This is a genomic window from Streptomyces sp. NPDC058469 (genome assembly GCF_042721125.1).
Taxonomy (GTDB): domain Bacteria; phylum Actinomycetota; class Actinomycetes; order Streptomycetales; family Streptomycetaceae; genus Streptomyces.
Window position 1 is genome coordinate 38,991 of sequence record NZ_JBHXME010000048.1, and the last position, 23,069, is coordinate 62,059.

At 71.7% G+C, this 23,069-nt stretch carries 22 protein-coding genes and 3 pseudogenes; 9 read left to right on the top strand and 16 right to left on the bottom strand.

Going from position 1 to position 23,069, the window contains the following annotated elements; translation table 11 throughout:
* The 7 genes and pseudogenes from ACFWP5_RS21575 to ACFWP5_RS21605 form a co-directional block, all read right to left on the bottom strand.
* Positions 1-193 (bottom strand): annotated as a pseudogene (locus ACFWP5_RS21575) (hypothetical protein); the annotation flags it as partial.
* 19 nt (positions 194-212) lie between these two features.
* Positions 213-1,814 (bottom strand): SulP family inorganic anion transporter, encoded by a 1,602-nt coding sequence (locus ACFWP5_RS21580; RefSeq protein ID WP_384158720.1) that lies wholly within the window; start codon positions 1,812-1,814, stop codon positions 213-215.
* A gap of 90 nt (positions 1,815-1,904) precedes the next feature.
* Positions 1,905-2,573, bottom strand: a complete 669-nt coding sequence (locus tag ACFWP5_RS21585; RefSeq protein ID WP_384158723.1) for a carbonic anhydrase — start codon at positions 2,571-2,573, stop codon at positions 1,905-1,907.
* Positions 2,574-2,722: 149 nt separating this feature from the next.
* Positions 2,723-3,658, bottom strand: a complete 936-nt coding sequence (locus ACFWP5_RS21590) for an ABC transporter substrate-binding protein (RefSeq protein WP_384158726.1) — start codon at positions 3,656-3,658, stop codon at positions 2,723-2,725.
* 19 nt (positions 3,659-3,677) lie between these two features.
* Positions 3,678-4,340, bottom strand: a complete 663-nt coding sequence (locus tag ACFWP5_RS21595; protein WP_384158728.1) for an ABC transporter permease — start codon at positions 4,338-4,340, stop codon at positions 3,678-3,680.
* A complete protein-coding gene (locus tag ACFWP5_RS21600) occupies positions 4,340-4,981 on the bottom strand; it encodes an ABC transporter permease (RefSeq protein WP_384158731.1) in 642 nt (213 codons plus the stop codon). The genes ACFWP5_RS21595 and ACFWP5_RS21600 overlap by 1 nt, the downstream gene beginning before the upstream one ends.
* Complete coding sequence (locus ACFWP5_RS21605; RefSeq protein ID WP_384158734.1) at positions 4,978-6,051, bottom strand: ABC transporter ATP-binding protein; 1,074 nt, start codon at positions 6,049-6,051, stop codon at positions 4,978-4,980. The genes ACFWP5_RS21600 and ACFWP5_RS21605 overlap by 4 nt, the downstream gene beginning before the upstream one ends.
* A 142-nt stretch (positions 6,052-6,193) precedes the next feature.
* Here ACFWP5_RS21605 and ACFWP5_RS21610 point away from each other — a divergent pair, with 142 nt between their 5' ends.
* The 3 genes from ACFWP5_RS21610 to ACFWP5_RS21620 all read left to right on the top strand — a co-directional run bounded on the left by ACFWP5_RS21610 (position 6,194) and on the right by ACFWP5_RS21620 (position 9,845).
* Positions 6,194-8,050: an aromatic amino acid ammonia-lyase gene (locus tag ACFWP5_RS21610; RefSeq protein WP_384158737.1), complete on the top strand. Its 1,857-nt coding sequence runs from the start codon at positions 6,194-6,196 to the stop codon at positions 8,048-8,050.
* A 62-nt stretch (positions 8,051-8,112) separates the two neighbouring features.
* Positions 8,113-8,955: a MurR/RpiR family transcriptional regulator gene (locus tag ACFWP5_RS21615; protein WP_384158789.1), complete on the top strand. Its 843-nt coding sequence runs from the start codon at positions 8,113-8,115 to the stop codon at positions 8,953-8,955.
* Positions 8,956-9,251: 296 nt separating this feature from the next.
* A complete protein-coding gene (locus ACFWP5_RS21620; protein ID WP_384158740.1) occupies positions 9,252-9,845 on the top strand; it encodes a hypothetical protein in 594 nt (197 codons plus the stop codon).
* Positions 9,846-9,863: 18 nt separating this feature from the next.
* Here the strand turns inward: ACFWP5_RS21620 and ACFWP5_RS21625 are convergent, their stop codons facing one another.
* The 5 genes from ACFWP5_RS21625 to ACFWP5_RS21645 all read right to left on the bottom strand — a co-directional run bounded on the left by ACFWP5_RS21625 (position 9,864) and on the right by ACFWP5_RS21645 (position 13,701).
* Complete coding sequence (locus ACFWP5_RS21625; RefSeq protein ID WP_384158743.1) at positions 9,864-10,238, bottom strand: hypothetical protein; 375 nt, start codon at positions 10,236-10,238, stop codon at positions 9,864-9,866.
* Positions 10,239-10,260: 22 nt separating this feature from the next.
* Entirely contained in the window at positions 10,261-10,833 is a 573-nt protein-coding gene (locus ACFWP5_RS21630) for a roadblock/LC7 domain-containing protein (protein WP_384158746.1), read from the bottom strand.
* Positions 10,834-10,867: 34 nt separating this feature from the next.
* Entirely contained in the window at positions 10,868-11,686 is an 819-nt protein-coding gene (locus ACFWP5_RS21635) for a transcriptional regulator (RefSeq protein WP_384158749.1), read from the bottom strand.
* Complete coding sequence (locus ACFWP5_RS21640) at positions 11,683-12,081, bottom strand: hypothetical protein (protein ID WP_384158752.1); 399 nt, start codon at positions 12,079-12,081, stop codon at positions 11,683-11,685. Before ACFWP5_RS21640 ends, ACFWP5_RS21635 begins: the two co-directional genes overlap by 4 nt.
* 183 nt (positions 12,082-12,264) lie before the next feature.
* Positions 12,265-13,701, bottom strand: coding sequence for a diaminopimelate decarboxylase (locus ACFWP5_RS21645; RefSeq protein WP_384158754.1), 1,437 nt, complete (start codon positions 13,699-13,701; stop codon positions 12,265-12,267).
* A gap of 164 nt (positions 13,702-13,865) precedes the next feature.
* Between ACFWP5_RS21645 and hutU the strand changes: the two genes are divergently transcribed.
* The 5 genes from hutU to ACFWP5_RS21670 all read left to right on the top strand — a co-directional run bounded on the left by hutU (position 13,866) and on the right by ACFWP5_RS21670 (position 20,903).
* On the top strand, positions 13,866-15,530 hold the full coding sequence (gene hutU, locus ACFWP5_RS21650; protein WP_384158757.1) for a urocanate hydratase: 1,665 nt from the start codon (positions 13,866-13,868) through the stop codon (positions 15,528-15,530).
* 383 nt (positions 15,531-15,913) lie between these two features.
* The gene (locus ACFWP5_RS21655; RefSeq protein WP_384158792.1) at positions 15,914-17,128 is read left to right on the top strand and encodes an allantoate amidohydrolase; all 1,215 of its coding nucleotides are present in this window, start codon (positions 15,914-15,916) and stop codon (positions 17,126-17,128) included.
* Positions 17,125-18,471, top strand: a complete 1,347-nt coding sequence (locus tag ACFWP5_RS21660) for a formimidoylglutamate deiminase (RefSeq protein ID WP_384158760.1) — start codon at positions 17,125-17,127, stop codon at positions 18,469-18,471. The genes ACFWP5_RS21655 and ACFWP5_RS21660 overlap by 4 nt, the downstream gene beginning before the upstream one ends.
* A 35-nt stretch (positions 18,472-18,506) precedes the next feature.
* Positions 18,507-19,682: an imidazolonepropionase gene (hutI, locus tag ACFWP5_RS21665; RefSeq protein WP_384158763.1), complete on the top strand. Its 1,176-nt coding sequence runs from the start codon at positions 18,507-18,509 to the stop codon at positions 19,680-19,682.
* Positions 19,683-19,934: 252 nt separating this feature from the next.
* Positions 19,935-20,903 (top strand): CehA/McbA family metallohydrolase, encoded by a 969-nt coding sequence (locus ACFWP5_RS21670; RefSeq protein ID WP_384158766.1) that lies wholly within the window; start codon positions 19,935-19,937, stop codon positions 20,901-20,903.
* Here ACFWP5_RS21670 and ACFWP5_RS21675 read toward each other — a convergent pair whose 3' ends face one another.
* The 3 genes and pseudogenes from ACFWP5_RS21675 to ACFWP5_RS21685 form a co-directional block, all read right to left on the bottom strand.
* Positions 20,904-22,085, bottom strand: a complete 1,182-nt coding sequence (locus tag ACFWP5_RS21675) for a serine hydrolase domain-containing protein (protein ID WP_384158769.1) — start codon at positions 22,083-22,085, stop codon at positions 20,904-20,906. It lies immediately after the preceding gene.
* Positions 22,086-22,172: 87 nt separating this feature from the next.
* Positions 22,173-22,370 carry a DUF397 domain-containing protein gene (locus ACFWP5_RS21680; RefSeq protein WP_384158772.1) on the bottom strand — a complete coding sequence of 66 codons (198 nt, stop codon included), beginning with the start codon at positions 22,368-22,370 and terminating at the stop codon, positions 22,173-22,175.
* Between the two features lie 8 nt (positions 22,371-22,378).
* Positions 22,379-22,633 (bottom strand): annotated as a pseudogene (locus ACFWP5_RS21685) (Scr1 family TA system antitoxin-like transcriptional regulator); the annotation flags it as partial.
* Between ACFWP5_RS21685 and ACFWP5_RS21690 the strand changes: the two are divergent.
* Positions 22,628-22,732: pseudogene (locus ACFWP5_RS21690) on the top strand (ATP-binding protein); the annotation flags it as partial. The pseudogenes ACFWP5_RS21685 and ACFWP5_RS21690 overlap by 6 nt on opposite strands.
* Before the next feature lie 28 nt (positions 22,733-22,760).
* Here ACFWP5_RS21690 and ACFWP5_RS21695 read toward each other — a convergent pair.
* A partial coding sequence (locus tag ACFWP5_RS21695) for a DUF5995 family protein (protein ID WP_384158775.1) occupies positions 22,761-23,069 on the bottom strand: 309 nt, incomplete at its 5' end.

A 23,069-nucleotide genomic window follows, 5' to 3' on the forward strand; every position in this document is an offset into this window, starting at 1 on the left:
CGCCGCGGCCCACCACCCTGTGGCCCGCGGCCCGGTGCCGGCCCCCGCGGCGACCCCCCCGGCCGCGGTGGGGGTGTCCGACATACCCCTGGTCCGCCCCCCCCCCCCCCGACTCGTACTCGTCGCCGAGTTCCCTGCGCGCCTGCAGGGTGGCGTTGAGTTCCTTCTTGAGTTCGACGTCGTGCGAATCCATTCCCGTCATGCGACTCAGATTAGGGAGCCGCCGCGCCCGCTGCACTGGGGATAGCCCCCCTGTTGGACGTCGGGTTCACCGGGAGCACCCCGAGCGACTCCAGCACCCTGCGATGGTGGCCTTGTTCCACGCCGGAGATACGGACCTCGATGCCCCGGTCGCGCAGCTCGCCCACCGCGTCCTTCAGCGCGAGCGCGCCCGTCGCGTCCACCGCCGTCAGCCCCGACAGGCGTAGGTCTACGGCGGTCACGTCCTGGACGTCGGCGAGGCCGCGGCGGAAGCGGTGGGCGGCGGCGAACAGGAGCGGGCCGTCGAAGCGGTAGGTCACCGTGCCGGAGGTGCCCGGGAGTTCGTCGGTCGTGGCGGGGGTGAGGCGGGTGCCGCGCATCGCCGCGCGCAGGGCGAGCAGGACCGAGACGCCGAGGCCGATCAGGACCGCGCGCACCAGGTCGAGGGCGAGGGTGCCGGCCGCGGTGAGGGCCAGGACCAGGGCGTCGCCGTGCGTCGAGCGGGCCATCGCGCGCACCGCGTCCGTCTCCACCATGCGCACGGCCGTCGCCAGCAGCACCCCGGCCAGCGCGGCCAGCGGGATACGGCCCACCAGCGGCGCCGCGACCGCGACGATCCCGGCGAGGATCACGGCGTGCGCGAGCGCGGCCAGGCGGGAGGTGGCGCCGGTGCGGACGTTGACCGCGGTGCGGGCGATGGCGCCCGTCGCCGGGACGCCGCCGAAGAGCGGGGCCGCGAGGTTGGCGATGCCCTGGCCGAAGAGTTCCTTGCCGGGGTCGTGGCGTTCGCCGGGGCGCATCGCGTCCGCGACGGAGGCCGAGAGGAGGGACTCCAGGGCGGCCAACGCCGCTACCGCCGCGGCCGGAAGAAGCAGGGAGGGGACCCGGGAGACGTCCAGGAAGGCGAGGGAGGGGGCGGGCAGGGACGCCGGGAGTGTGCCCAGGCGGGTGACGTGCAGGTGCAGGGCCTCCGAGACGACGGTCGCCACGGCAACTGCCGCCAGGGAGAAGGGAACTGTCGGCTTCCAGCGCGCCCCGGCCAGCATCAGCGCGGCCGAGCCGAGGGCCAGCAGCAGGGCGGCCCAGTGCGGGGTTCCGTCGAACTCCTCCGCCGCCCGCGCCGCGACCACCGCGACCTGGTCACCGCTCGGGGTGGGCACGCCCAGCGCGGACGGCACCTGCTGGAGCCCGATCACGCACGCGATGCCGATGGTGAAACCGGCGATCACGGGTGCGGGGACGTACGCCATCGCCGCACCCGCGCGGGCGAAGGCGAGCACCAGGAGCATGAAGCCGGAGATCAGACCGACCGTCAGGACGCCGTTCGCGCCGTACTCGTGGACGATCGGGACGAGGACGACGGTCATCGCGCCGGTCGGGCCGCTGACCTGGCGTGCGGAGCCGCCGAACAGCGCGGCGAGCGTACCGGCGACGATCGCGGTGATCAGGCCGGAGGCCGCGCCGAGACCGGACGTGACCCCGAAACCGAGGGCGAGGGGCAGGGCCACGACGGCGACCGTGAGGCCGCACAGGAGGTCGCGGCGCGGGGCGCGGGTCATGGTGCGGAAGTCGGCGGGGGAGGGCAGGACGGAGAGCACGCCGTTCATGTTCATGAGCTTCTTCGCGTCAGGAGCGTGGGGGAGAAGAGGGGGAGAGGAGGAGAGAAGAGGGGAGAAGTGGGCCTACGGCAGCGGGAGTTGGGGCTACGGCAGCAGGGACACGAGCCCCGTGTCGAGGTCGAAGCGGGCCGCGACGACGTGCGCGGAGGTGAAGGCGGGGTCGGCGCGGATCGCGTCCCGGACCCAGGCCGTGTGGGCCCGCATGGTGTGCTCGGCCCAGTCGCCGGGCAGGGCGCGGGTGCGGCGCGCGGCCGGGCTGATCTCGTCCACGAGGAGGGCGAGGTGTCCGGGGACGGGGGCGCCGGTCTCCAGGTGCGCGAGGGTCGCCGCCACCGCGCCGCAGCGCTCGTGGCCGAGCACCAGCACCAGGGGGATGCGCAGTTCCTCCACCCCGTACTGGATGGACGCGAGCACCGCCTCGTCCAGGACCTCGCCGGCCGTCCTTATGCACAACAGGTCGCCGAGGCCCTGGTCGAAGACCAGCTCCGGCGGTACCCGGGAGTCGATGCAGCCGACGATCACCGCGAACGGGTGCTGTGCGGTGGCCAGTTGCCGGCGCAGCCGGCGGCTCTCGTCGGGGTGGCGGGAGTGGTCGGTGGCGTAGCGGCGGTTGCCGTCCAGGAGTTCGGCGAGCGCGGCGGGGGCGGTGGCCGGGTGGGGCCGTGGGCCGACGGCGGCGGTGGCGGTCGTAGGGGCGGTGGCCATCGCGCCGACGGCGGTGGCCGTCAGGAAGGCCCTGCGGTTCGAGGCCATGCGTTTCCTCAGGTGGTGTGCCGGGAGAGCACGTTGTGCTTGTAGCGCACAATCACCCTACGCATGCGATCAGTTACCCAGAGTGTCGATTAACGACACTTGGGTGATTCGTCGTCAGATCATCGACCGGTCATTACGTCGACCGGCGACTACTTCGTGATGCCGTGCTGCTTCGCGTACGTGTTCGCCACGTCCTCCGGGTCCTTCTTGTCCTTGTCCACCTGGCGGTTCAGCTCGGTGAGCTGGGCGGTCGTGAGGAGGTTGCCCAGGCGCGCGAGAGCCTTGCGGACCGTGGGGTCGGCCACGCGGTCGGCTATCAAGGGGACGATGTGCTGGCTGGGGATCAGGGTCCTGGGGTCGGTCAGGACGACCCAGTCGTTGGCCTTGATGTCGGTGTCGGTGGTGAACAGGTTCGCCACGTCCACATCGCCCTTCTTCAGCGCGCCCTTCACCAACGGCCCGTCGGAATCAAGGGACTTGAACTCCTTGAACTCCACGCCGTACACGGACTTCAGTCCTACGACGCCCACCTGACGGGTCTTCACCTCGGCGGAGGCGCCGATGACGAGCTTGCCGTTGTGCTTCGCCAGGTCGGCGAGCGAGGTCAGGCCGTACTTCTTGGCGGTCGCGCGGGTGACGACGAAGCAGTCCGCGTCCTCCGCGATGCCGTAGGGCAGGACCTGGAGGCCGGAGGGGAGGGCGAGGGTGAGGGCGTTCTGCATCTCGCCCGCCTCCGCGACCTTGGACTGGGGCTGGAGGTAGGTGAGCAGGGAGCCCTGGTACTCGGGCAGGACGTCGATGTCGCCGCTCTTGAGGGCGGGGAAGACGATCTCGCGGGTGCCGAGGTTGGGGCGGACCTTGACCTTCACGCCGGCCGCTTCGAGGGCGGCGGCGTAGAGGTAGCCGAGGACCTGGTTCTCGGTGAAGTTGGCGGTGCCGATGGTGACGCCGTTCTTGCTGGAGGCGCTGCCACCGCCGGCGGAGCCCCCGCCGTCCAGCGAGGTGACGCCGCCCGCGCAGGAGGACAGGACGGGGACGGCGACGGCCGTTCCGGCGAGGGCGCCGAGGAGGGTGCGACGGTTCATTTTCGGGTTCCCGGGTTTCCTAGGCGGTGCGGTGGCGGAAGAGGAAGCGCTGGAGGCCGGACAGGCCCAGGTCCAGGACGATGGCGACGAGCGCGACGAGCACCGCCCCGCCGAGCACCTGCACGAGGTCGCGCTGGGCGAGTCCGTCGAAGACGTAGCGGCCCAGGCCGCCGAACGAGACGTAGGCGGCGATCGTGGCGGTGGCCACCACCTGGATCAGTGCGAGGCGCAGGCCGGTCATGATCAGGGGGAGCGCGAGGGGCAACTCGACCTGGAAGAGGACCTGGTGGCCGCGCATGCCCTGCCCGCGGGCCGCGTCCTTCACATCCGGATCCACGGCCGTCATCCCGGCGTAGGTGTTCGTCACGATCGACGGGACCGCGAGGGCGACCAGCGCGATGTACACCGGCCACATGGACAGGCCGCTGGCCAGGAAGACGAGGACGACCAGGCCCACGGTCGGCAGGGCGCGGCCGAAGGAGGCGAGGTTGATCGCGAGGAACGCGCCCCTGCCGGTGTGGCCGATCAGCAGACCGAGCGGGAGGCCGATCGCGGCCGCGATGAGGGTCGCGAGGAGCGAGTACTGGAGGTGCTCGGCGAGGCGGTGGGCGATGCCGTCCGAACCGGCCCACTGGGAGCCGCTGGTCAGCCACTTGGCGAGGTTCTTGAAGAGTTCGAACATCAGGCTCGCCGCCTCTTCCACGGGGTGAGGACGTACTGGAGGCCGACCAGCAGGGCGTCCGCCACGACGGCCAGGAGCAGGGTCAGGACGACGCCGACGATGACCGGCGTCGGGAAGTCGCGCTGGAAGCCGTCGGTGAAGAGCTGGCCGAGGCCGCCGTCGCCGATGTAGGTCGCGACCGAGACGAGCGAGATCGACATGACGGTGGCGATGCGGACCCCGGCCATGATCACCGGGAGCGCGAGGGGGAGTTCGACGGTGAGGAGCGTGCGCAGGGGGCGCGTGCCCATCGCCTTCGCGGCCTCCTTCGTCTTCGCGGGGACCGAGTCGAGGCCCTCGACCGTGTTCCGCAGCAGCACGACCAGCGTGTAGACCGTCAGGCCGATCACGGTCGTGGTGCGGGTGAGGCCGCTGATCGGCAGCAGGAGCACGAAGATCGCGATCGACGGGATCGTGAAGAGGACGTTCGACAGGCCGAGCAGGAAGCCCCGGAGCGGCCGGACGCGGTGGGCCACGACGGCCAGCGGGAGCGAGATCAGCAGGCCGAAGAAGACGGCGCTCATCGCGGCCTGGAGGTGCGAGAGCGTGAGGCTGGTGAGGTCGTCGGTGTGGTCGCCTATCCACGACCAGTCGATGGTCATGCGGCGGCCGCCTCGGTCTCCGTGGTCCCCGTGTGCGTCCGCGCGTCGGCGTGCGCCTGGCCCGCGTGGGTGTGGATGTCGTCGCGGGAGGAGACGCCGGTGAGGACGCCGGCCGCGTCGACGCGGGCTATCAGGCCGTTCGGGGAGGCGACGGACTCGTTGAGGGCCGCGAGCAGGGAGTCGCCGTCGTGGAGCGGTCGTACGGGGATCTCGGCGCCGTCCGTGGCTTTGGTCGCCCAGTGGAGGGGCTTGCGGGCCTCGTCGAGTACGAGCGTCCAGGTGTCGCCCTCGGGGGCCGGGCCCTGCGGGACGTCGGCGAGGGTCTTCAGGGAGAGCAGCTTGAGGCCGCGCTCGGCGCCGAGGAAGTCGGCGACGAAGTCGTCGGCCGGGCGGGCGAGGAGTTCGGTGGGCGCCGCGCACTGGACGAGGTGGCCGCCGGTGCGGAAGATCGCGATGCGGTCGCCGAGCCGTACGGCCTCGTCGATGTCGTGCGTGACGAAGACGATGGTCTTGTTCAACTCCTTCTGCAGGCGCAGCAGTTCGTCCTGGAGCTGGGTGCGGACCACCGGGTCTACGGCGCCGAAGGGCTCGTCCATCAGGAGCACCGGTGGGTCGGCGGCGAGCGCGCGGGCCACGCCGACGCGCTGCTGCTGGCCGCCGGAGAGCTGGTGCGGGTAGCGCTTCCCGGCGTCGGCGGCGAGACCGACGGTCTCCAGGAGTTCGGCGGCGCGGGCCCTGGCCTTCTTGCGGCCGTGGCCCAGCAGGAGCGGCACGGTGGCGATGTTGTCGAGGACCGTGCGGTGCGGGAAGAGGCCCGACTGCTGGATGACGTACCCGATGGAACGGCGCAGTTCCGCGGCGTCCTGCTGGGTGACGTCCTTGCCGCCGACCTTGATGACGCCCGAGGTCGGGTCGATCATCCGATTGATCATCCGAAGGGTGGTCGTCTTGCCGCAACCGGAGGATCCGACCAGTACGGTGACCCCGCCTTCCGGCATCTCCAGGGAGAGATCGTGAACTGCTGTCGTGCCGTTGGGGAAGCGTTTGTGGACCGCGTCGAACTGGATCATGAGTTGTCCCTTGCCCGGCTGTATAACGTCATGCAGAGTTCTCGGTGTCTGAATAGTTTGTCAATGTCTCCGCGTTAATCCGAGGTAACGGATGACCGGCAGGCAAGATCGAGTGTCCTGATTGAGGGGAGTTCGTCGCCTTATGTCGTCTCAGATCGTGGACGCCTCCGATGTGACGCTGTCCGGAGGCACCGGTCTGGTCGTCCTCGACGGGGTCGGCTTCGGGGTCACCGACGTCGTACGACTCGCCGACGGGGACGCCCGCCCGGTCCCCGGCACCGACGCGATGAAGCGCGCGACCGAGTCCTGGGACGCGGCCCGCCAGATCGCCGCGACCGGCCGCGTCTACGGCCGCTCGACCGGCGTCGGCGCCAACCGGAACGAGGACGTGCCCACGGAGGCGGCCGCCGAGCACGGGTTGAGGTTGCTGCGCAGCCACGCCGGTGCGATCGGCGACGAACTCCCGGCCCGGGAGGTGCGGGCCATGCTCGCCGTCCGCGCCAACCAGTTGCTGGCGGGCGGTGCGGGACTTCGGCCTACGGTCGTCACCGCGCTGTGCGAGGCGCTGGAGAACGGGGTGTATCCGGTCGTCAACGAGTTCGGCTCGGTGGGGACGGGGGACATCGCGGCGCTGGCGCAGGTGGGGCTGGCGTTGGTGGGGGAGCATCCCTGGCGGGTCGCGGAGGGTGTTGGCACGCTTGGTGGGGTGGCCTTCGGCGGGCGAGATGCGGAGGGTCGCGGTGGGCCTGGCGTGGCGAGTTCTGGCGGGCGGGGCGCGGGGACTTTCGGCGGCCTTGATGCCGGGGGTTCTGTCGGGCGTGGCGCCGGGGATCGCGACGCCGGGGGTTCTGCCGGGCGCGATGCCGGAGGGTTCGGTCGCCGTGACGCCGACGGGGGCGGCAGCCGTGGCGCGTCGGCCTCAAGTACCCGTCCCCTCACCGGAGTTCGAGAGCCCCATGCCCGCACCGGAGTTCCCGAGCCCCGCGCCCTCGCCGGAGTTCCCGTGCCCCATGCCCTCACCGGAGTTCCCGAGCCCCAGCCCCTCGACAACAACGACGCCCTCGCTCTCATCAGCAGCAACGCGCTCACCCTCGGGCAGTCCGCCCTCGCCCTGCACGAGTTGCGGGGGCTCATCGGGGCCACGCAGGTCGTCGGGGCGCTTTCGTTGCTCGCCGTCGACGGGTCGCACGAGCCGTACGCCGCGCCCGTGCACGCCGCCCGGCCGCATCGGGGGTCGACCGAAGTCGCGCGGCGGATGCGGGAGTTGATCGGGGCCGCCGACCGGCCCACTCCTCCGCTCGGGCGTATTCAGGACCCGTACGGCTTCCGGTGTCTGCCGCAGATCCACGGGCCCGCGCACGACGCGGCGGACGCGCTGGAGGAGGTGCTCGCGATCGAGATCAACGCCGCCGCCGAGAACCCCTTCATCTCCGCCGAGGACATGACCGCCTACCACCACGGCGGTTTCTACCAGGCCCAACTCGTCCTCGCCCTGGACCACTTCAGGCTCGCGCTCACCCAGGTGGCCCGCCTGTCGACGTCCCGGCTCTCCTCGCTGAACGAGCCCGCGTTCACCCGCCTCAGGCCCTTCCTCGCCGACAACGAGGCCGCATCCTCCGGCGTGATGATCCTGGAGTACGCCGCCGCGGCGGCCCTCGGCGACCTGCGGGCCTTCTCGGCTCCCGCCTCGCTCGGGCACGCTGTACTCTCCCGGGGCGTCGAGGAACAGGCCAGCTTCGCCTCGCTCGCCGCACGTCAGACACTGCGCGCCTGCCGCGCGTACCGTCTCGTCGTCGGCTGCGAACTCGTCGCCGCCGTACGGGCGTTGCGTCAGCGCGGTCTGCGGCCCGACCCGGAACTCCCGGTCGGTCGCGCGCTGGAGCTGGCCGAGTCGGTGCTAAACGACGAGACGGCGGACCGGCCGCTCACGGACGATGTGACGGCGGCGACGGGACTGCTGGACCGGTTCACCGAGATCTGGAGGGGGAGCACGTCATGAGCGGGGACAGGAGCGAGGACAGGAGTGTGGAGGGGAGCGCGGAGGGGGCCGTGGACAGGAGTATGGGTGTGACCGACAGCCCGGCCGCACGGCTGCAGGCGCTCTTCGAGGGGCACCGGCTCACGCCGACCCAGCGGCGCATCGCGCACAGCATGGTGCGCCGCGCCGCCGACGTGCCGTTCCTCTCCAGCGTCGAACTCGCCGAACTCGCCGGCGTCAGCCAGCCCTCCGTGACCCGCTTCGCGGTCGCCCTCGGCTTCGACGGCTACCCGGCGCTGCGCAAACACCTCCGCGAGGTCGCCCCCGCCGAGTCGGCCACGGACACGGCGTCGTACAACGAGTACCAGCAGGCCGTAGAGGCCGAGATCGAGAACCTCAAGCACCTCGCCGAGATACTGGCCGACCCCCGGCCGGTCGCGAAGGCCGGCCGGCTGCTCGCCGCCTCGCGTCCGCTGCCCGTCCTCGGCCTGCGCGCGGCGGCCTCCCAGGCGTACGGCTTCGCGTACTTCGCCGCCAAGGTCCATCCGGACGTACGGCTGCTCAACGAGGGCGGCACGATGATCCACGACCGGATCGACGCGGCCGTCCGGGCCGGTGCCACCACCCTGCTGTGCTTCGCGCTGCCCCGGCATCCGCGCGAGGTCGTCGACACGCTGGCGTACGCGAGGGAGGCGGGCCTGACCGTCGTCACCGTCGCGGACTCGGCGTTCGCGCCCGTCGCCAAGGTGTCCGACCTGCTGATCCCGGCCGCCGTCGGCACCGGCCTCGCCTTCGACACGGCCTGCGCGCCGATGCTGCTCGGCCGGGTCCTCCTGGAGGCGATGTGCGACGACCTGCCGGACGCGCAGGCCCGGCTGGAGCAGTTCGACGCGCGGGCGGCGGCGCGGGGGCTGTTCGTGGAGTGACGGACGCTGCGCGGGCGGCGGGGGGTTGCCGGGGACACCGACGCCGACCCACGGTGGTCGTCGGCTGACGGCAGTGGCTTTCGGGTGCAGGTGCGCCGTGGCTGGCCGCGCCCCGCGGCGGAGCCGCCAATGTCGCAGCCCCGCGCCCCTTGGGCATCCGTGCTCGCCGAGCTGTTGAGCGGGCCTGCCTCGGTCAACCGTCCCGTCCCCGCCGCCGTGTTCTCAGACTCGTCTCACGTTCGCTCACTAGTCTCCCGGCTCTACGGAACTGTGCCGGGACGACCAGGAGGCGGGACGTGGCACGCGGAGATCGCAGAGTCCAGGGGCTGGCCCGAGTGGCAGTCGTCGTACGGGCCGGAGCCGCCCCGATGTGGTGGTTCGGGGTGCTGGCGGCGGGTGTCGGCGTGCTGCTGCCCGGCATCACCGGGCGCCGGATCGGGGTGATGGCCGGGGCCGCGCTGTTCATCATCGCGGCGATCGTGGTGTCGTACGCGCGCCGCAAGCGCTACACCGCGCTCGCCCGCGGCGCCGCCCGGGCCGGGAAGCACGACGTGCTCCAGGACCGCGCGGTGAGCGTACGGAACTGGCGCCGCGCCCACCGCTGGTGGCTCGTCCTCGCCCTCGCGCTCGCGCTGGCGAGTTCGTTCGCCGTGCCCGCGGCGGGCGGCATGCTGCTCGCCGGCGCCGGTACGGGCCTGCGCCTCAAGGCCGCCTGGCTGGGCCGCCGGGAACGGGCCGACGACGCCCTGCTGTGGATCCGCGTGGACTGGCTCGACAAGCGCGACGGCGCCCCCGCCGGCAAGCCGGTCAAGGGCTACCGCTCCACCGGCATCGCCGCGGGCGACGCGACCCCGGGCGGGGCGCGCCGCCGCGGCGACGTCTTCGCCTAGCCGGGTTTCGGACCTGCTCTAGACCTCCAGGTCCGCCTCGATCTTCTTCAACTGGTGCCGGGCCATCGCCAGGTTGGCCCGGTTGGAGTCCAGGACCAGGTAGAGGAAGAGGCCGTTGCCGCCGCGCCCCTTGATCAGGCGGATCAGGTGGTACTGGTTGGACAGCGTGATCAGGATGTCCTCGATGTCGCCCTTCAGACCGAGGTGCTCCATCGTGCGCATCTTGGAGCGCACGACGTCGGTGTTCCCGGCGGCGGCGACGCCGAGGTCGAAGGTCTTGCTGCCGCCCAGCGTGCCGAGCGCCATACCGCTGGTGTAGTCGACGAGCGCGACCCCGGTCGCGCCCTCGATGGAGGTCAGCGCCTCTTTGAGGGAGGTTTCGGTGTTGGCCATGACAGTGCTCCTTTGGTTCCGTTCAACTTTCCGTGGTGGTACGCGCGTTGGTGCTTGTGGTGGTGCGTGGTGCGCGCGCTGTTCTCGTTCGTGCGGTGGTGGTCTTGGGGGGCGCCTCGGCGGGCGCCGCGTCGGTCTTCTCCTCGGCTCCGGCTCCGGCTGTGGCTGTGGCTACGGGTGTGGCTTCGGCTGTTGCTACGGGTGTTGCTACGGCCGCGGCAGCCGCCTCGGCGTCGACCAGCTCCCCGATCCGGGCCCCCGCGCGGCGGCCCTCCAGCAGCAGTCGGCCGACGTGGACGCGGTCCTGCGCGAGCACGGTCAGCACGGCGCCGCGGCCCGCCGCGTAGGTCACGACATAGCCGTAGACCCCGCGCACGATCAGCTCGCGGAAGTCGCCCTGCCCGGTCGCGTCCGCCATCCGTACGGCCACGCCGAGCGCCGTCACGGTGAGCGCGGCGACCCGCTCCGGCTCGACGCCCGGGGTGTCCTGGGCCAGGACGAGACCGTCGACGCCCGCCGCCAGCGCCCCGGTCAGCTGGGGCACGCGGGCTCTCAACCGGCGCAGCTCGTCGAGGATCTCCGCCTCGGAGGCCATCGGCTCTCTCCTCTCAGCGCGTGCTCGCTGCCGCTCAAAGGGCCTCCAGCGCATCCCTGAGCCTCTTCAGCAACGTGATGTCGGGATCGGTGACGTCCGGCAGGGGCTCGGCGGCGGGCGCGGGCGCCCGGGGCGACACGAGCCCCGCCGACACCAGCCGCCGAACGTCCAGCAGCGTGGGGTACGCCCGCCGGCCCAGCGCCCGCGCGATGTCCGGCGCCGTGCGGACGCCGTCCACCCGCGCCAGCACCGCCGCCTGCCGCGCGGTGACCGGCGGGGGCGCGACGGGGTCGGCCCGCACCAGCGGCGCGCCGTCCGTCGCCGCGTCCGGCCAGACGCGGTGCAGCAGATCGCGGCGGCGCAGCGTCTCGCGCTCCAGTGCGGCCACCGGAACCGGCCGCACGGAGCCGAGCGGATGCGTGACGCCGTAGCGGAAACGGCCCGGGGTGCTGCTGGGCGCGAGCACGAAGTACGCCGCGTCGTACAGCGCCCCGAGATGGCACAGTTCCAGCGCGCCCGGGCTCAACAGGCCGCCGTCCAGCAGCAGTCGGGTCGTGGCGTGCCGGTCGTCGGTCGCCCTGGCGGCGGCCTCCCAGGCCTCGGCGCGCAGCGTGCCGTGCGCGGTGAGGAGCAGGTCGAGCCCGGGGGCGGACGGGCTCTCGGCGTGCACGACCCGGCCGTCGACGAGATGGAGGCTGCCCCGCTCGCGGACGAGAACACCGGTCGCCTCCTCGGCGGCGAGCCGCGTCAGCATCGGCGAGACACCGCCCCAACCCCGGTCGCCGGCCGCGGCCTTGGCCCGCACGGGCAGCCGGGGCGGCGGGGTGGTGGGCGTGGTCCTGACCGCGGTCATCCCAGCACCAGCCGTCCGGCCATCTCGCCGAGCCGGATACGGGCCAGTGCGAGATTGCCCTCCGCGCGGGCCAGCCACAGATGCAGGAACACACTGCTGTCGAACGACGTCCGCACGAACCGCAGCACGTGATAGCTGTCCCGGTTGCTGACGATCAGATCCTCCAGCGGAGGATCGTCGGTCTCCTCACCGTCCTCCCCGACGGACGCGAACGCCCGGTGCTCCGCCGCCAGCCGCGCCAGCTCCGCGGCCTCGGCGGCACTGGCCTCCTGGTCGCCGCCGGGGGACTCCCCGACGACGCCCAGGGCCAGCCCGCTCGTCCAGTCGACCAGCGCGACGCCCCGGGCACCGGGCAGTCGCATGGCCTCCAGTAAGCACTCGTCGATTCCGGGCACCGTGGCTCCCCTCCCGCCTGCGGTTCGGCTGAGTGACGACGAAGCTACGCACCGTGTGGCCGAGGGGTGAGGGATCTGGCATTTTCCGGTGGAACATGCCCCCGAGTGACTAAGGTGGGTCAACTGACCCCGTTTTCACACGAGTTACAGGGGTCAGTTGAACCGTGCTCGCACCGGTGTGCGTCAACGGCCCCCGGGCGCCCGCAGGGTGGTGAGCGCGGCGGCGTGCGCCCCGCCGGATTCGGCCACGATCTCCGCCACCGTCTGCGGCTTCCGCACGGTCGCGAAAGCCACACCCCCGGCACCGTCCTGCACGAAGCCGTAAATCCCGGGCCGGGCAAGGGAGTTGTAGGCGTAGTGCGCCGCGAAGTAGTACGCCCCGGTGTCCAGCGCCGCCGCGTAGTCCCCCTGCTCAAGCAACGGCAGCGCGCATCCCTCCGCCAGCAGATCCCCCGCGAAACAGGCCGGACCGGCGACGTCCTGCACCACCTCGGGACCCGACTTGGGCCGTCCCTTCCCGTCGTAGGCGGCGATCCGCAGCGGCCACGACTGCGGCGCGTACACCGTCCGCGTCGCCACCTGCACGCCCGCGTGCGTGATCGCGATCGGCCGCCCGCCGGCACTCTTCGCGTACTCGACCCGGGCCACCACCGTCCCCTGCTCGGCCAGCATCGACCGCCCGAACTCGGTCACCAGCCCGTACCGCCCGTCGAACAGCCCCGGCACCGCCTCCTTCAGCAGCCGCGCGTACTGCGCGTACGTCGGGGTCGTCGCGTCCGAGTCGAAGTTCACCGACAGCCCGCCGCCGATGTCGAGCGTGTCGATCTGCCGCCGCCCGAGCCGCGCGTTGATCTCCTCCGCCAGCCGGTACGTCTCCGCGACGCCCCGCGCCAGCAGTGACAGCGGGATGCCCTGCGACCCGGTGTGCGCGTGCAGCCGGGTCAGCCACGGCCGCTCCGCGAACGCCCGCACCACCCACTCCCGCGCCCCCTCGTCCCGCAGCGCCACCCCGAACTTCGAGGTCGCCGTGGCCGTGGAGAGCGCGGCGATCGACCCGCCGCCGATCTGCGGATTGACCCGGATCCCGAGCGGGGAACGACTGCTCGCCATGGGGGTACCTCCCATGCCTTTAGGGCTATGGGGGAGCATCAGCGCGTCGATCCGCCCCAGCTCCTGCGGATTGTCGGCGTTCACCGCGATCCCCAGCGCCAGCGCCTCCCGCAGCTCCGCCGGCGTCTTCGCGGGCGCGTCGAGCACCGTCCGCTCCGGTCGTACGCCCGCCGCCCGCGCCAGGGCCAGCTCACCGGGGCTCGCCACCTCCGCGCCGATGCCCTCCTCGTGCAGCAGCCGCAGCACCGGCACGAGGGGACTCGCCTTCACGGCGAACGCGTGCAGCACGGGCGTCCCGGGCGCCGTCACCGCGTCGAACGCCGCGCGCAGCGCCGCCGCGGACTCCCGGATGCCGGTGACGTCCAGCAGCGCGGCGATGGGGGCGCCGGGCCCCAGCAGCCCCTGCTCCACGGCGGCCCGCACGGCTTCGTCCCGGCGGGCGGTGCGTTCGGCGCCGGGATGGATGTCGGGAGCGGCGCGGTCCGTGTAACCCTGGGTTTCGTCGTTCACTGCAGCCCCCGTCAGGTCGTTGCCCGTGGTTGGTACATCCAGCCAAACACTCAGAGCCTGCCCACAGAGACGCCCCCATGTATTGACTAGTTCTATTCACGAAGTCAGGATGTGAATAGCTACAGTTAAAAATCCGCTGAGAGCAGTCCGCTAGGAGGCAGACCATGTCAGGACCCCGCCCCGTACGAGCACCGCGCGGTACGGAACTGAGCGCCCTGGGATGGCAGCAGGAAGCCGCCCTGCGGATGCTGCAGAACAACCTGGACCCCGAGGTCGCCGAACACCCCGACAAGCTCGTCGTCTACGGCGGCACCGGCAAGGCCGCCCGCGACTGGCGCTCCTTCGACGCCATGGTCCGCACGCTGCGCACCCTGAAGCAGGACGAGACGATGCTCGTCCAGTCGGGCCGCCCGGTCGGCGTGATGCAGACCCACGAGTGGGCGCCGCGCGTCCTCATCGCCAACTCCAACCTGGTCGGCGACTGGGCGAACTGGGAGGAGTTCCGGCGCCTTGAGGCCCTAGGTCTCACCATGTACGGCCAGATGACCGCCGGTTCCTGGATCTACATCGGCACCCAGGGCATCCTCCAGGGCACCTACGAGACCTTCTCCGCCGTGGCCGCGAAGAAGTTCAACGGCACCCTCGCCGGAACCATCACCCTCACCGCAGGCCTCGGCGGCATGGGCGGCGCCCAGCCCCTCGCGGTCACGATGAACGACGGCGTCGCGATCTGTATCGACGCGGACCCGCGCGCCATCGAGCGCCGCATCGAGCACCGCTACCTCGACGTGAAGGCCGACAGTCTGCAGCACGCTCTGCAGCTCGCCGTCGAGGCCCGCGACGCCCGCCGCCCGCTCTCCATCGGCCTCCTCGGCAACGCGGCGGAGCTGCTTCCGCAGATGCTCGCCGAGGGTGCCCCCATCGACATCGTGACCGACCAGACCTCGGCCCACGACCCGCTGGCGTATCTGCCGGTGGGCATCGACTTCGACGACATGGCCGACGCCGCCACCAAGGACCCGGCGGGCTTCACCGTCCGCGCCCGTGAGTCCATGGCCAAGCACGTCGAGGCGATGGTCGGCTTCATGGACGCCGGCGCCGAGGTCTTCGACTACGGCAACTCGATCCGCGGCGAGGCCCAACTCGCCGGGTACGAGCGGGCGTTCGCCTTCCCCGGCTTCGTCCCCGCCTACATCCGCCCCCTCTTCTCCGAGGGCAAGGGCCCCTTCCGCTGGGCCGCCCTGTCCGGCGAGGCCTCCGACATCCACAAGACCGACAAGGCGATCCTCGACCTCTTCCCCGAGAACGAGTCCCTGCACCGCTGGATCAAGCTGGCCGGCGAGCGCGTCCACTTCCAGGGCCTCCCGGCCCGCATCTGCTGGCTCGGCTACGGCGAGCGCGACAAGGCCGGCGAGCGCTTCAACGACATGGTCGCGAGCGGCGAGTTGGCGGCCCCGCTGGCCATCGGCCGCGACCACCTCGACTGCGGCTCCGTCGCCTCCCCGTACCGCGAGACCGAGGCCATGCTCGACGGCTCCGACGCGATCGCCGACTGGCCCCTGCTGAACGCCATGGTCAACGTCGCCTCCGGTGCGTCCTGGGTCTCCATCCACCACGGCGGCGGCGTCGGCATGGGCCGCTCCATCCACGCGGGCCAGGTCACCGTCGCCGACGGCACGAAGCTCGCCGGCGAGAAGATCCGCCGGGTACTGACCAACGACCCCGGTATGGGCGTCATCCGGCACGTCGACGCCGGCTACGACATCGCGGAGACGGTCGCGGCCGAGCGGGGTGTGCGGGTACCGATGCGCGAGGGTGACGACGCGTGACGGCTCGTGAGGCCGGGGGCGGCAACTCCTCGGTGGAGGCGGGAGCTTCGTCGCCGACCGAGGGTCCGGCCGTGCCCACCCTCCCCCACTCTCAACTTCGTTCGAGCGGGGGGACCCCCATCGCCCTGCGGAACGACTGCCCACGGTCTGTGGCGGGCGATGCCGCATCGCGGCCCGTGGCTGGTGACGGCGGCCTGGACTCTACGGCTGGTGACGGCAGCCTGCAGTCTGTAGCAGGCGACGGCACCACGCGGCCCGTGGCCGGCGGCGCTGAGCCGCAGCCTGCGGCAGGTGAGGGGGGGCCGCGCCCGGCGTCGAGCGATGGCCGGGCTCAGCCCGTGCGGCCCGCGGGCTCGGCCCACACCCCGGCCTCCTTCCACGAGATGTGGCGTGAGCTGCTCCCCATCGGCCGGCACCCCGAATCCCGCGGGTACCGGCGCTACGCCTGGACCGGTGCCGATGCCGAGTGCCGGGCCTGGTTCGAGGAGCAGGCGAAGTCGCGCGGGCTGACCTACGAGCTGGACCGCAACGGCAACCAGTGGGCCTGGCTCGGGGACCCCGCTGCCGGGGATGCCGTCGTCACCGGGTCGCATCTCGACTCGGTGCCGGACGGCGGGGCCTTCGACGGGCCCCTCGGAGTCGTGTCGTCCTTCGCCGCGCTCGACGAACTGCGGGGCAGAGGAGCGCGGTTCACCAGGCCGCTCGCCATCGTGAACTTCGGTGACGAGGAGGGCGCCCGCTTCGGGCTCGCCTGTGTCGGGTCGCGGCTGACCGCCGGGCAGCTCACGGTCGAGCAGGCGCACCGGCTGACCGACGGCGACGGGGTCACACTGCTGCAGGCCATGGCGGCGGCCGGTTACGACGCCGACGCCATCGGCCCCGACCCCGAACGCCTCGCCCGTATCGGCGCGTTCGTCGAACTCCACGTCGAGCAGGGCCGTGCGCTGGACCTCTCCGGCGACCGGGTCGGCATCGCCAGCGCCATCTGGCCGCACGGGCGTTGGCGGTTCGACTTCAGGGGCGAGGCCAACCACGCCGGCACCACCCGGCTGGTGGACCGCCGCGACCCGATGCTGTCGTACGCCGAGACCGTGCTCGCCGCCCGCCGCGAGGCCCAACTCGCGGGCGCCGTGGCCACGTTCGGGAAGATCGCCGTGGAACCGAACGGCGTCAACGCCATCCCCTCCCTGGTGCGCGGCTGGCTCGACTCCCGCGCCGCCGATCAGCAGACCCTCGACACGGTGGTCACCGGCGTCGAGAAGGCGGCCCGCGAGTACGCGGAGGCGCACGGCGTCGACCTGGACATCGTCCGGGAGTCGTTCACCCCCGTCGTCGAGTTCGACCACGCCCTGCGCGACGAACTCGCCCGGGTCCTGGGGAAGACCACCGGCGAGGACACGCACCTGAACGTCCCCGTTCTCGGCACCGGTGCCGGACACGACGCCGGAATCCTCTCCGGGAGCATCCCGACCGCCATGCTGTTCGTGCGCAACCCCACGGGCGTCTCGCACTCCCCGGCCGAGTTCGCGGCCGAGGACGACTGCGTGGCCGGGGTGACCGCACTCGCCGACGTACTGGAAGGGCTGGCCTGCAGGTGACGCACCCCCACACGCGGACGTACTGGCTGGAACACGCCTGGCTCGACACCAACGTCGAGCCGGGCGTCGCCCTGGAGGTGAGGGACGGTCGGATCGCAGCCGTCCGCACCGAGATCGACACCCCGCCCCCCGGCGCCGAGATCCTGCGCGGACTCACCCTCCCCGGGCTCGCCAACGCCCACAGCCACGCCTTCCACCGCGCCCTGCGCGGCACCGTCCAGGTGGGCTCCGGCACCTTCTGGACCTGGCGGGAGTTCATGTACTCCTTCGCCGACCAGCTGACCCCGGACACCTACCACGCACTCGCCCGCGCGGTGTACGCCGAGATGGCGCTGGCCGGGATCACGGCGGTCGGCGAGTTCCACTACGTGCACCACGCGCACGGCGGCACCCCGTACGCCGACCCCAACGCCATGGGCGAGGCACTCATCGCTGCCGCCTCCGAAGCCGGTATCCGCATCACCCTCCTCGACACCGCCTACCTTTCCTCCGGCTTCGGGCAGCCCCCCAACCGCCACCAGCTCCGCTTCTCCGACGGAAGCGCGGACGCCTGGGCCGAACGCTGTTCACTTCTCAAGGAACGGGATCACGCAAGGATCGGTGCCGCCATCCACTCCGTACGGGCCGTGCCCGCAAGGGAGTTGGCGACCGTGGCCGGCTGGGCCGAAGAGCGCCGGGCCCCGCTCCACGTCCACCTGTCCGAGCAGACGGCGGAGAACGACGCCTGCCGCACGGCCCACGACTGCACCCCGACCCGACTCCTCGCCGACCACGGGGTGCTCGGCCGGCGCACCACCGGCGTCCACAACACGCACCTCACGGACGAGGACATCGCGCTGCTGGGCTCGACCGGCACGGGCACCTGCATGTGCCCGACGACGGAACGGGACCTGGCCGACGGCATCGGCCCCGCCGTAGCCCTCCAACGAGCCGGCTCCCCCCTCTCCCTCGGCTCCGACAGCCACGCCGTCATCGACCTGCTTGAGGAGGCCCGAGCGATGGAGTTGAACGAGCGCCTCCGCACTCGCACGAGGGGTCACTGGACGGCAGCGGCCCTACTGCGCGCAGCGTCGGCAGACGGTCACGCGGCGCTGGGCTGGGAGGAAGCGGGCACGCTTGAGGCAGGCGCGCTCGCCGACTTCACGACGATCGCGCTCGACTCGGTCAGAACGGCGGGGCCGGTGCCCAGGCTCGGCGCCGAGACGGCCGTATTCGCGGCGACGGCAGCGGACGTACGGCACACGATCGTGGGCGGCCGGCACGTCGTACGCGACGGCGCGCACGCGCTCGTACCGGACGTACCGCAGGCGCTCGCCGCAGCTGTCGAAGCCCTGCGCGCGTAGAGACGACCGCCGACCCACGCACCCACGAGGACACGATGAGCAGCAGCACCGTCATCACCAACATCGCCACGCTGGTCACCAACGACCCCTCCCTGGGTGACAAGTCTCCCCTCGGTCTGATCCAGGACGCGGCCGTCGTCATCGATGGCGACCGCATCGCGTGGACCGGTGAAACAAGCAAAGCACCCGCCACTGACAACCGGGTCGACGCCGGTGGGCGGGCGGTCCTGCCGGGCTTCGTGGACTCCCACTCGCACCTCGTCTTCGCCGGCGACCGCACGCAGGAGTTCAACGCGCGCATGTCCGGGCGCGCGTACAGCGCGGGCGGCATCCGTACGACGGTCGCGGCGACGCGCGCGGCGAGCGACGCGGAACTGGAGGCGAACCTCACCCGCTACCTGGACGAGGCCCTCCGCCAGGGCACCACCACCTTCGAGACGAAGTCCGGCTACGGCCTGACAGTCGCGGACGAGTCCCGCGCCCTGCGCATCGCCGCCGCGCACACGGACGAGGTGACGTACCTCGGCGCGCACATCGTCTCGCCGGACTACGCCGACGACCCCGCCGCGTACGTCTCCCTGGTCACCGGCGAGATGCTCAACGCCTGCGCCCCGCACGCCCGTTGGATCGACGTGTTCTGCGAGAAGGGCGCGTTCGACGGCGACCAGGCGCGGGCGATCCTCACGGCCGGCAAGGCGAAGGGCCTCCACCCGCGCATCCACGCCAACCAGCTCTCCCACGGCCCCGGCGTCCAACTCGCCGTAGAACTGGACGCGGCGAGCGCGGACCACTGCACGCACCTCACGGACGCGGACGTGGACGCGCTGGCGAGCGGCGCGACGGTCGCTACTTTGCTCCCCGGCGCGGAGTTCTCGACGCGCGCCGAGTGGCCGGACGCGCGCCGCCTCCTGGACGCGGGCGTCACTGTGGCCTTGTCGACGGACTGCAATCCCGGCTCGTCCTTCACGTCCTCCGTGCCCTTCTGCATCGCGCTGGCGGTACGGGACATGGGGATGACTCCGGACGAGGCGGTGTGGGCGGCTACGGCGGGCGGGGCGGCGGCGTTGCGGCGGGACGACGTGGGGCGGATCGCGCCGGGGGCGCGCGCAGACCTGATCCTGCTGGACGCGCCCAGCCATGTGCATTTGGCTTATCGGCCGGGGGTGCCGTTGGTGAGCGGAGTGTGGCGGCGGGGAACGCGGGCGGTCTGACCCCGACTGGGGGGTTGCTGGAAGCCGGGGGTAAATCTAACCACTGTTGTGCACTTTGACTGGTTAGAAAAGGCCCCAGCCTCCAGAGGTGCAGGGTCGGGGGCGGTCGGGCGGGCTGGCGTCGCGGCAGGAGGAGTGTTTGCGCCGACCGGTTCGCTGAGCGGCTGGTGGCGGCTCGGGTGCGGTTGCTTGCGCTGGTGCGGGGAGAACACGGTCGTGGCGGGCTGGGCGCGGGAGAGGAACCGGGATCGGGTGGCCGGTAGAGGAAGCGGCTGGTACCGAGGTGACTGTCACGTGCACTCGGTGTGCTCGCACGGCGGTGAGCTGACGCCGGAACGCCTTGCTGTCGAGGCCCGTGCGGCGGGGCTGGATTTCCTGGCGGCGACCGAGCACAACAACGCGGATACGCATGGCACTTGGGGTCGGCACGCCGGTGACGATCTGCTGGTGGTTCTGGGGCAGGAGGTCACCACCCGCACCGGGCACTGGCTGGCGCTGGGTGTTCGGCCGGGGCAGGTGGTCGACTGGCGGTACGGCGTGCGGGACGGGGTGGTCGGGCGGCATCTCGACGAGGTCCACCGCGGTGGCGGGTTGTGCGTGGCGGCTCATCCGCACGCGCCCTACGACTCGGGCACGTTCCTGTATCCGTACCAGGGGTTCGACGCGGTGGAGGTCTGGAACGGGCCGTGGAGTTCGGACCTGCCCTGGCAGGCGGACAACGAGGCGGCGTTGGCGGAGTGGGGGCGGAGTCTCGGCGCGGAGATCCGGCGGGGCGGGTGGCGGCCGGCGATGGGGAACAGTGACGCGCATCTGCCAGGCCAGATCGGTGTTCCGCATACCGTCGTGCGGGCCGAGGAGTTGAGCACGGATGCGGTGCTCGCCGGCATTCGCGCCGGGCGGAGTTGGATCGCTGAGTCTGCCGCCGTTGAGTTGTCGTTTGTGGTCTCTGCCGGTGCTCAACGGGTGGGTGTCGGTGGGCAGTTGGAGAGCCGAGGTGGACCGGTCGTGGCTCGGTTGGGCGTGCGTGGTGTGCCTTCGGGGGCGGTCAGTTTCCATACCGAGCGGGGGAAGGTCCACGTTGCTTCGCTGCCGGGCGCGGGGGTGGGAGTGGGCACGGTGGAGTGGCGTACGAGTGCGCGGGAGTCGGCGTTCGTCCGGGTTGAGGTGCGGCATCCCGGAGGACGGATGGCGGCTCTCAGCAACCCGGTGACTCTGCGCTGATCAAGGAGTGTTGGAGCCCCCGGCGCACAACGCGTGGTCGATGAGGGCGCTGGCCGCGTTCTCCTGGGCGAGGATGTGTTCCAGGGTGTCGCCGCGGGCCTCGGACATGGAGACCACGGCGCTTCGACTGCCGTCGTCGGTGACGCCGTTGAGGGTGATGTAGCCGCCGTCCCCACCCTCGTGGCTCCAGTAGGTTCCTCCGCAGTTCAGGGGGCGTTCGGCCAGGCCGAGTCCGTATCGGCCGCCGGGCCAGAGGAGTTGGACCTCCGCGCTCACGGGGACGGTCTGCTTCATCTCGGCCAGTTGCCGTGTCGGCAGCAGGCGGCCCGCGAGCAGCGCGCGGAAGAAGGTGTTCTCGTCCCGCGTGGTCGTGACGAACGAGAGGTTCTCGTAGTCCACCGGTATCTGGTCGGTGACGTCCACCACGGAACCGGGGCCGAAGAGCTGGTAGGCCTTGGCGTGCGGCCGGGGCAGGGTGGGCGAAGTACCGCCCCACCGGGTCTGGTTGAGACCGACCGGACGCAGGATGCGGTCGTCGATCTCCTGGTGGGCGGGCTGACCGGTGGCCTTCTGGATGATGGTGCCGAGCAGGACGTAACCGGTGTTGGAGTACGCCCAGCCCCCGCCGGGCGGGAAGTCCGGCGCGTGGGCCATGGCGCGGGCGACCAACTGCTCGGGGCCGTAGACGTCGTAGCGCTGCTGGTAGTACTCCTCCGGTGTGGTGTATCCGGGGAGGTCGTCGTGAATTCCGCTGGTGTGCTGGAGCAGTTGGCGGATGGTGATGCGGGTGCCGTCGTTGCCGTTGCCCCGCACCACTCCTGGCAGCCAGTGGTCGACCGTGTCGTCCAGGGACAGCCTGCCCTCGGCCTCCAGTTGGAGGACCACGGTGGCGACCAGCGTCTTGGACGTACTGGCCATGCGGAAGTAGCCGTCGGAACGGACCGGGCGGCCGGTGTCCAGATCGGCGCTACCGCTGGTGGCGACCGCCTCCCGGCCGCCGGACGCGACCACGCGGGCCTGCACCCCGCTGACACCGAGGGCGTGGATCGCCGCGGTGTCCCGACGCAACTGCTCCGCAGGGGAGGGGCCGGCGGGCTGGGCTACGGCGGTGCCCATCTCGGCGGCGAGCAGCGTGGCGATGCCGAGTGCCATGACGAGGTGCTTCCGCAGGGCCGAAGTCATGGCTGAACGCTAGTTTCGCCCTCCGGCGGGGCGCGATCCGGTGTACCTCAGGATCGGAGTGGGGGATATCCCCCGGCGCGGGCGTGCTCAGGCGCGGAATCGACCCGACTTCATGACGCGTATGAGGTGGGCCAACGGGGCGGTGGTGGTGGTGAGTTCGGTGCCGGGGGCGTCGCTCTCGCGGAGGTGGAGAGTGATGGACGAGGTAGCGGCGAGTTCGACGCAGGTGTTGCCTTCGCCGCCACCCGAGAAGGTGGACTTCTGCCAGTGCGGGGCATGGATCATGGCGCGCCTCACAGCTCCTTCACCAAACGGTGGATGAGATCTCGTGACGCCGTGGGGTCCAGCGACGCCGTCCGTACCCTTCGGAAGAGTGTTCGGAGTCGACTCAACTCCGCCTGTGCATCGATGAACACCGTTCCGGTGGGAGCGTCGAGGAACCCTGTATCCAGTCGGGGTAGTGGGCCACCCATGTACATCATCGAGGCGTCGGCACCGCCAAAGCCGTCCTGGTCGGTCGGGATGACGCGCACCGTGGCGTGACCCTGCGCCTGGTTCTCACCGTGCACGGACTCATCCGGGTCGCGGACACCGCCGAACTCCTCGCGACGGAGCTGGTGGCCAACGGGGTCTCGAAGCGGAGGGGTGATCCGCCGGGCCTCACCCCGTCGTCGCTCACCCGGTGGACGCCCGTTCCATCGCACCGTCCAGATGCGCAATGACAGCCCCCACGTCCCCACTCTCGGTCCCTCGGATCAACTCAAGCGCCGGTCGAACGAGAAGGCCCGGCCGAGCGATCAACCGGGCCAGTACCGCGGCCCGGACGTCCAGCCGGTCGATGGTGGTCTCGCGTTCCGCCTCCGTCTGGCCGGCCAGCAGGACGGCGTTGTACCAGGCCTCCTGGCGGGATTGGACGACGCTGAAGTCCAGGATCTCCTCATCCGTGCGGCCCCCGACCTTGTCCAGCAGGGACAGGAGGGGGGA

Coding starts and splice junctions, on each gene's coding strand:
- ACFWP5_RS21630 (WP_384158746.1), bottom strand. CDS start 10,833: ATGGCCTCCGAGGCGGAGATCCTCGACGAGCTGCGCCGGTTGAGAGCC.
- ACFWP5_RS21590 (WP_384158726.1), bottom strand. CDS start 3,658: ATGAACCGTCGCACCCTCCTCGGCGCCCTCGCCGGAACGGCCGTCGCC.
- ACFWP5_RS21605 (WP_384158734.1), bottom strand. CDS start 6,051: ATGATCCAGTTCGACGCGGTCCACAAACGCTTCCCCAACGGCACGACA.
- ACFWP5_RS21635 (WP_384158749.1), bottom strand. CDS start 11,686: ATGACCGCGGTCAGGACCACGCCCACCACCCCGCCGCCCCGGCTGCCC.
- ACFWP5_RS21610 (WP_384158737.1), top strand. CDS start 6,194: ATGTCGTCTCAGATCGTGGACGCCTCCGATGTGACGCTGTCCGGAGGC.
- ACFWP5_RS21615 (WP_384158789.1), top strand. CDS start 8,113: ATGGGTGTGACCGACAGCCCGGCCGCACGGCTGCAGGCGCTCTTCGAG.
- ACFWP5_RS21655 (WP_384158792.1), top strand. CDS start 15,914: ATGTGGCGTGAGCTGCTCCCCATCGGCCGGCACCCCGAATCCCGCGGG.
- ACFWP5_RS21580 (WP_384158720.1), bottom strand. CDS start 1,814: ATGAACATGAACGGCGTGCTCTCCGTCCTGCCCTCCCCCGCCGACTTC.
- ACFWP5_RS21675 (WP_384158769.1), bottom strand. CDS start 22,085: ATGACTTCGGCCCTGCGGAAGCACCTCGTCATGGCACTCGGCATCGCC.
- ACFWP5_RS21625 (WP_384158743.1), bottom strand. CDS start 10,238: ATGGCCAACACCGAAACCTCCCTCAAAGAGGCGCTGACCTCCATCGAG.
- ACFWP5_RS21585 (WP_384158723.1), bottom strand. CDS start 2,573: ATGGCCTCGAACCGCAGGGCCTTCCTGACGGCCACCGCCGTCGGCGCG.
- hutI (WP_384158763.1), top strand. CDS start 18,507: ATGAGCAGCAGCACCGTCATCACCAACATCGCCACGCTGGTCACCAAC.
- hutU (WP_384158757.1), top strand. CDS start 13,866: ATGTCAGGACCCCGCCCCGTACGAGCACCGCGCGGTACGGAACTGAGC.
- ACFWP5_RS21680 (WP_384158772.1), bottom strand. CDS start 22,370: ATGATCCATGCCCCGCACTGGCAGAAGTCCACCTTCTCGGGTGGCGGC.
- ACFWP5_RS21595 (WP_384158728.1), bottom strand. CDS start 4,340: ATGTTCGAACTCTTCAAGAACCTCGCCAAGTGGCTGACCAGCGGCTCC.
- ACFWP5_RS21600 (WP_384158731.1), bottom strand. CDS start 4,981: ATGACCATCGACTGGTCGTGGATAGGCGACCACACCGACGACCTCACC.